A 5,550-nucleotide genomic window follows, 5' to 3' on the forward strand; every position below is an offset into this window, starting at 1 on the left:
ATCCGTGCGGCGCGCGCCAACATCCGCCAGCACATGAAATACACCAACTGGCTGGCCGGCACCCGCCATTGGCTGGCCGGCTCGAGGGTCACCTATGCCGATCTCGCGGCCGCGGCGACGCTGTCGGTGCTCGATTATCTCGGCGAGATAGACTGGCGCGAGCACAGCGCTGCTCGCGAATGGTACACGCGGGTCAAGTCGCGGCCTTCCTTCCGGCCGCTTTTGACCGACCGGGTGCGCGGCCTGTCACCGGTGTCGCATTATGCGGACCTCGACTTCTGACGCCGCAAAACTGCGCGCGCTGATCGACGCTGAGGCGCAGCGCGCCGGCTTCGATGCCGTCGCCGTCACCTCCCCCGATGCGATCCCGCTGGCGCCGGCGCGCCTGGCCGAATTCGTCGCCGATGGCTTTCACGGCTCAATGGACTGGATCGCCGAGACGCTGCAACGCCGCAGTGAACCAACGGCCCTCTGGCCGCAGGTACGCTCGATCGTCGTGCTGGCGATGAACTACGGCCCCGACCATGATCTTCGCGAAGTGCTGGCCAAGCGCGACCGCGGCGCGATCTCGGTCTATGCGCAAAACCGCGACTATCACGATGTGATGAAAGGCCGGCTGAAGGAGATCGCCGGCAAGCTCGTTGCCCGCGCCGGCGGTGACGTGAAGGTGTTCGTCGACACCGCACCTGTCATGGAAAAGCCGCTGGCCGAAGCCGCCGGGCTTGGCTGGCAAGGCAAACACACCAATCTGGTCAGCCGCGAGCACGGCTCCTGGCTGTTCCTCGGCACCATCTTCACCACCGCTGAACTGGTGCCCGACCGCGCCGAAATCGACCATTGCGGCTCCTGCCGCGCCTGCCTCGACGCATGCCCGACCGATGCTTTTCCGGCGCCCTACCGGCTCGATGCGCGGCGCTGCATTTCCTATCTCACCATCGAGAACAAGGGGCCGATTCCGCACGAATTCCGCGAAAAGATCGGCAACCGCATCTATGGCTGCGATGACTGTTTAGCCGCCTGCCCGTGGAACAAATTCGCCCGGGCGGCTTCGGAAGCAAAACTCGCCGCGCGCGATGATCTGCGCGAACCACCGCTCGCCGACCTTTTGGGTCTCGATGACGCGGCCTTCCGCGCTTTCTTCTCCGGTTCGCCGATAAAACGCATCGGCCGCGATCGGTTCATCCGCAACGTGCTGATCGCCGCCGGCAATTCCGGCGATGCCTCTCTTGCCGACACTGTGCGCGCCTTGCTGGACGATGCCTCGCAGCTGGTGCGGGGCGCGGCAATTTGGGCGCTGGCGCGGCTGGTGCCCGATGCCGAATATTCAGAAAGGGCAGCCCTCGGCCTGAAAACCGAGAGCGACGAAGCCGTGCGCGACGAATGGCGTCTGGCGCGGCCAACCAGGGCGAATGCATGAGCGAAAAGCAGATATTCATCTTCGGCGCCGGCTATTCCGGCAGGGCTTTTGCTCGGGCCAACAAAGGCGCCGCGACGATCTTCGGCACGACACGCTCGCCGGAAAAATTCGAGACGCTACGGCAGGCCGGCATCGCCCCGCTGCTGTTCGACGGTGCGCTGACCGAGGAAATCGGCGATGCACTGGAAAAGACAACGCATCTGCTGATTTCGGTCGCCCCGGAGGAGGCTGGCGATCCCGTGCTGGGTGCCGCCCGAGAGGCAATCGCTCAAATGCCGGCGCTGGAATGGATCGGCTATCTCTCTACGGTCGGGGTTTACGGCAATTATGACGGCGCCTGGGTCGATGAAACGGCTGAATGCCGGCCGGTGTCGAAGCGTTCGATGATGCGGGTGGCGGCAGAGCAGGACTGGCTGGAGCTGGGCCGCGAGATTCGCCGGCCGGTGGCGATCCTGCGACTCTCCGGCATTTACGGGCCGGGCCGCAATGCCCTGCTCAATCTGGAAAACGGCAGCGCAAGGCGGCTGGTCAAGCCCGACCAAGTGTTCAACCGCATTCATTGCGACGACATTGCAGGCTCCCTGTGGCAGCTCATCCAAGGCAATAAAGGCGGCATCTTCAACGTCACCGACGATCTGCCGGCGCCGCCGCAGGACGTCGTCGCCTATGCCGCATCATTGATGGGCATCGAACCGCCGCCCGAGATTCCTTTCGACGCCGCCCAACTTTCGCCCATGGCGCGGTCCTTCTATGGCGAGAACAAGCGCGTCGGCAACGCGGCGATCAAGGCGGCGGGCTATTCCCTGCGCTTTCCGGACTACCGCGCCGCCTTCGACCATATGTGGGCGAGCGGCGACTGGCGCGACGGCGAGGCGCGCAGCCCGATGAAGCGCTAAAAGCAATTCCAGGAAAAGTGTGACACGGTTCTCCGTCCGGGATTGCGTCAAAACAGAGATAGAGCGGTTCACCGTTTCGGTGAACCGCTCTATCGATCGAAGCGTTCCGCGTTGCATGCTATGATTCGGCCTGGTGGGGATCCGGTTTCATGAAAACACCGATACAGCCATCTCTCGGCAAAAAATTCAGGCTGGCGGCCGCTCTCGGCCTGTTCGTCCTTGCCGGTCTAGCCGTACGGCCGGCCGCGGCCGAGGAACGGGCAAAAGACCTGTTCGGCGCCAAGAAACTGCCAGCCGCGAGCGCGGCGCAATCGATCGGCTTCTATTCCAAGGGCTGTTTTGCCGGCGGCGTCGCCATTCCCATGGACGGTCCGACCTGGGAGGTGATGCGGCCGTCCCGCAACCGTCGCTGGGGCCATCCGGCTATGATCGCGGTGATCGAGAAATTGTCGCGCGACGCGGCAGCCGATGGTTGGCCGGGCCTGCTGATCGGCGACATTTCGCAGCCGCGCGGCGGCCCGATGCTGACCGGGCATGCCTCGCACCAGATCGGGCTCGACGCCGACATCTGGCTGACGCCGATGCCCAGCCGCCCGCTGTCGATGGCGCAGCGCGAATCGATGAGCGCCACCTTGATGGTCGATGAGAAGACCCATCTGGTGAAGGACGCGCTGTGGACGCCGGCGCACACAAGGCTTCTGAAGCGGGCGGCGAGCTACAGCCAGGTCGAGCGCATCCTGGTCAATCCGGGCATCAAGAAGAAACTCTGCGACACCGTCAGGGGCGACCGCGGCTGGCTGCGCAAGATCCGGCCGTTTTGGGGCCACGACTATCATTTTCACATGCGCATCGGCTGTCAGCCGGGATCCCCCGGCTGCAAGGCGCAGGAAGCGACGCCGGACGATGACGGTTGCGGCAAGCCATTGGCCTGGTGGTTCACGCAGGAGCCGTGGCGGCCCAACAAGAACCCGGATGCCCCCAAGGCACGCGACCTGATGACGATGGCGAACCTGCCGAGCGAATGCCGCGCCGTGCTCGACGCGCCGGGGCCGGCCTCGGCCGAGGCGGCGACCTATCATGGCGGCGGCGTGCCGGTCGCGGCTGCCGCACCCGAACCCGAAGCGCCGTCATTGTCCGCCACGCCGGCCGCCGCCGGCTTGCCAAGTACGGTGAACGCCTTCACGGCGACCCCCGAGACCGGCGTGCCGCTGCCGCGACCGCGGCCGCCAGGAAACTGACGGTCACGGCCCAATCGGTTCGGGGCCTTATTTTTGCGAAACCGTGTCGGTTTGGCCGCACAGCCGGCCTCAGCGCGCCGCCGGGGTCGAAAACCGTTTCCCTTTTCAAACCCATGCGCTAGTCAACGGAAGAACGGCTAGATGCCGTCGGTGGCGCCGGAGACGGACGAGAGCATGCCAGGCACAGGCGACGACGATACTTTGTTGCGGTTTCCGATCCTTATCGGCGACATCGGCGGCACCAATGCGCGCTTTTCGATCGTGCTCGACGCCAATTCCGAGGCAGGCGAGCCGACCATCGTCCAGACGGCGAACTACAACACCATCGACGAGGCGATCCAGGCGGCCGTGCTCGATCGCTCGTCGGTGCGTCCCAATTCGGCGGTGCTGGCGGTGGCCGGTCCGGTCGACGGCGACGAGATCGAACTGACCAACTGCCCCTGGATCGTCAAGCCGAGAAAAATGTTCGCCAGCCTCGGCCTGAGCGACATCGTCGTGCTCAACGATTTCGAGGCGCAGGCGCTGGCCGTCGTCGCGCTCGGCGAGGAGCACATGGAAAAGATCGGCGGCGGCACGCCGGAGCCCAATGCCGGCCGCGTCGTGCTCGGCCCCGGAACCGGGCTCGGCGTCGCCGGGCTGGTCCATGCGCTGCACCACTGGATACCGGTGCCCGGCGAGGGCGGCCATATGGACATCGGTCCGCGCTCGGCCCGCGATTTCGAGGTTTTTCCGCATATCGAGAAGCTGGAGGGCCGCATTTCGGGCGAGCAGATCCTGTGCGGACGCGGTCTGGTCAATGTCTATCGGGCGGTTGCCAAGGCGGACGGCAAGCCGTCGCCCTTCACCACGCCGGCCGAGATCACTGCCGCGGCACTTGCGAAAACCGATCCGGTTGCCGAGGAAGCGCTGGAGACCTTCGTCACCTGCCTTGGGCGCACGGCAGGCGACCTTGCTCTGGTGTTCATGAGCCGCGGCGGCGTGTTTCTCACCGGTGGCATCGCGCAGAAGATCGTGCCGGCGCTGAAAGCCGGCAATTTCCGTGCCGCTTTCGAGGACAAGGCGCCGCACAGCGCGATGATGCGCACCATGCCGGTGTATGTCATTACCCATCCGCTGGCCGCACTTCTGGGCCTTGCCGCCTATGCCAGGAACCCCTCGCTGTTCGGTGTCCAGACTTCGGGCCGGCGCTGGCGCGACGAAGTTAGTCACCCCGAGGCATAGGCAAGCTGGCTGCTTGGCGTTAAGAGGGGTGCCAAATTGCCCGGCCGCGGGAAGCGGAAATCTACGAAGCGCTCCAATTTGACATTTCAGCCCCCCAATTTGTCGAAACCCCGTGCGGGAGAGATCGTGGCGGTCATCCGCCGTATCCTCCAGGAAAATGGCCGCGACTATCGGGGGGCGTATGTTTTCACCATCCTCTGCCTGCTGACCGTGTCGGCGACGACGGCGCTTGCCGCCTGGATCATGAGTCCGGTCGTCAATCAGATCTTCTACGAACGGCGCGGCGACCTGATCCCATGGATCTGCGCCGCACTGCTCGGTGCCTTCATCCTGCGCGGCCTTGCCGGCTACGGCCAGGCGGTGACGATGGCCAGGATCGGCAACAATCTGGTGGCGCGCTATCAGCAGCGCATCTTCAACCATCTGATGAAGCTTGGCGTCTCCTTCTTCAACGACACAAGGTCCGGGCGGCTGGCCGCGCAGGTCAACGAGAACGTCAACGGCATTCGCGACCTGTTGTCGATGACGGTGACCTCGACCGCGCGTGATGCCGTCTCGCTGGTCGGCCTGGTCGGCGTGATGATCTACCAGGATCCGATACTCTCCTTGAGTTCGCTGCTGATCGGGCCGCCGCTGATCTGGACCGTCACCTATCTGATGCGCCGGGTGCGCCGCATCACGCGCGAATCGGTGCAGATCAACTCTCGGCTGATCGGCGCCATGCAGGAAGCCACGCAAGGCATCGCCATCGTCAAGGCCTTCACCATGGAGGACGAGC

The 5,550-nt window shown here is 64.8% G+C and carries 6 protein-coding genes; all 6 read left to right on the forward strand.

Translation table 11 applies throughout. From position 1 onward, the window contains the following. The coding region (locus EN879_RS22710; protein WP_164755353.1) for a glutathione S-transferase family protein at window positions 1-282 on the forward strand (282 nt) is incomplete at its 5' end. Then, window positions 263-1,417: a tRNA epoxyqueuosine(34) reductase QueG gene (gene queG / locus EN879_RS22715; protein WP_027161203.1), complete on the forward strand. Its 1,155-nt coding sequence runs from the start codon at window positions 263-265 to the stop codon at window positions 1,415-1,417. The genes EN879_RS22710 and queG, both read left to right, overlap by 20 nt. Beyond that, a complete protein-coding gene (locus EN879_RS22720) occupies window positions 1,414-2,313 on the forward strand; it encodes an SDR family oxidoreductase (protein ID WP_063170414.1) in 900 nt (299 codons plus the stop codon). Before queG ends, EN879_RS22720 begins: the two co-directional genes overlap by 4 nt. 149 nt (window positions 2,314-2,462) lie before the next feature. Next, window positions 2,463-3,551, forward strand: a complete 1,089-nt coding sequence (gene mepA, locus EN879_RS22725; RefSeq protein ID WP_063169660.1) for a penicillin-insensitive murein endopeptidase — start codon at window positions 2,463-2,465, stop codon at window positions 3,549-3,551. A gap of 174 nt (window positions 3,552-3,725) precedes the next feature. Beyond that, window positions 3,726-4,772, forward strand: coding sequence for a glucokinase (locus EN879_RS22730; protein WP_027161200.1), 1,047 nt, complete (start codon window positions 3,726-3,728; stop codon window positions 4,770-4,772). 78 nt (window positions 4,773-4,850) lie between these two features. Then, the coding region (locus tag EN879_RS22735) for an ABC transporter transmembrane domain-containing protein (RefSeq protein WP_245493854.1) at window positions 4,851-5,550 on the forward strand (700 nt) is incomplete at its 3' end.

Source organism: Mesorhizobium sp. M7A.F.Ca.AU.002.02.1.1 (assembly GCF_003998535.1).
GTDB lineage: Bacteria > Pseudomonadota > Alphaproteobacteria > Rhizobiales > Rhizobiaceae > Mesorhizobium > Mesorhizobium ciceri.

Bases quoted from the DNA above. Each gene is read 5' to 3' on its own strand.
- queG (WP_027161203.1), top strand. From the start codon at position 263: ATGCGGACCTCGACTTCTGACGCCGCAAAACTGCGCGCGCTGATCGAC.
- EN879_RS22720 (WP_063170414.1), top strand. From the start codon at position 1,414: ATGAGCGAAAAGCAGATATTCATCTTCGGCGCCGGCTATTCCGGCAGG.
- mepA (WP_063169660.1), top strand. From the start codon at position 2,463: ATGAAAACACCGATACAGCCATCTCTCGGCAAAAAATTCAGGCTGGCG.
- EN879_RS22730 (WP_027161200.1), top strand. From the start codon at position 3,726: ATGCCAGGCACAGGCGACGACGATACTTTGTTGCGGTTTCCGATCCTT.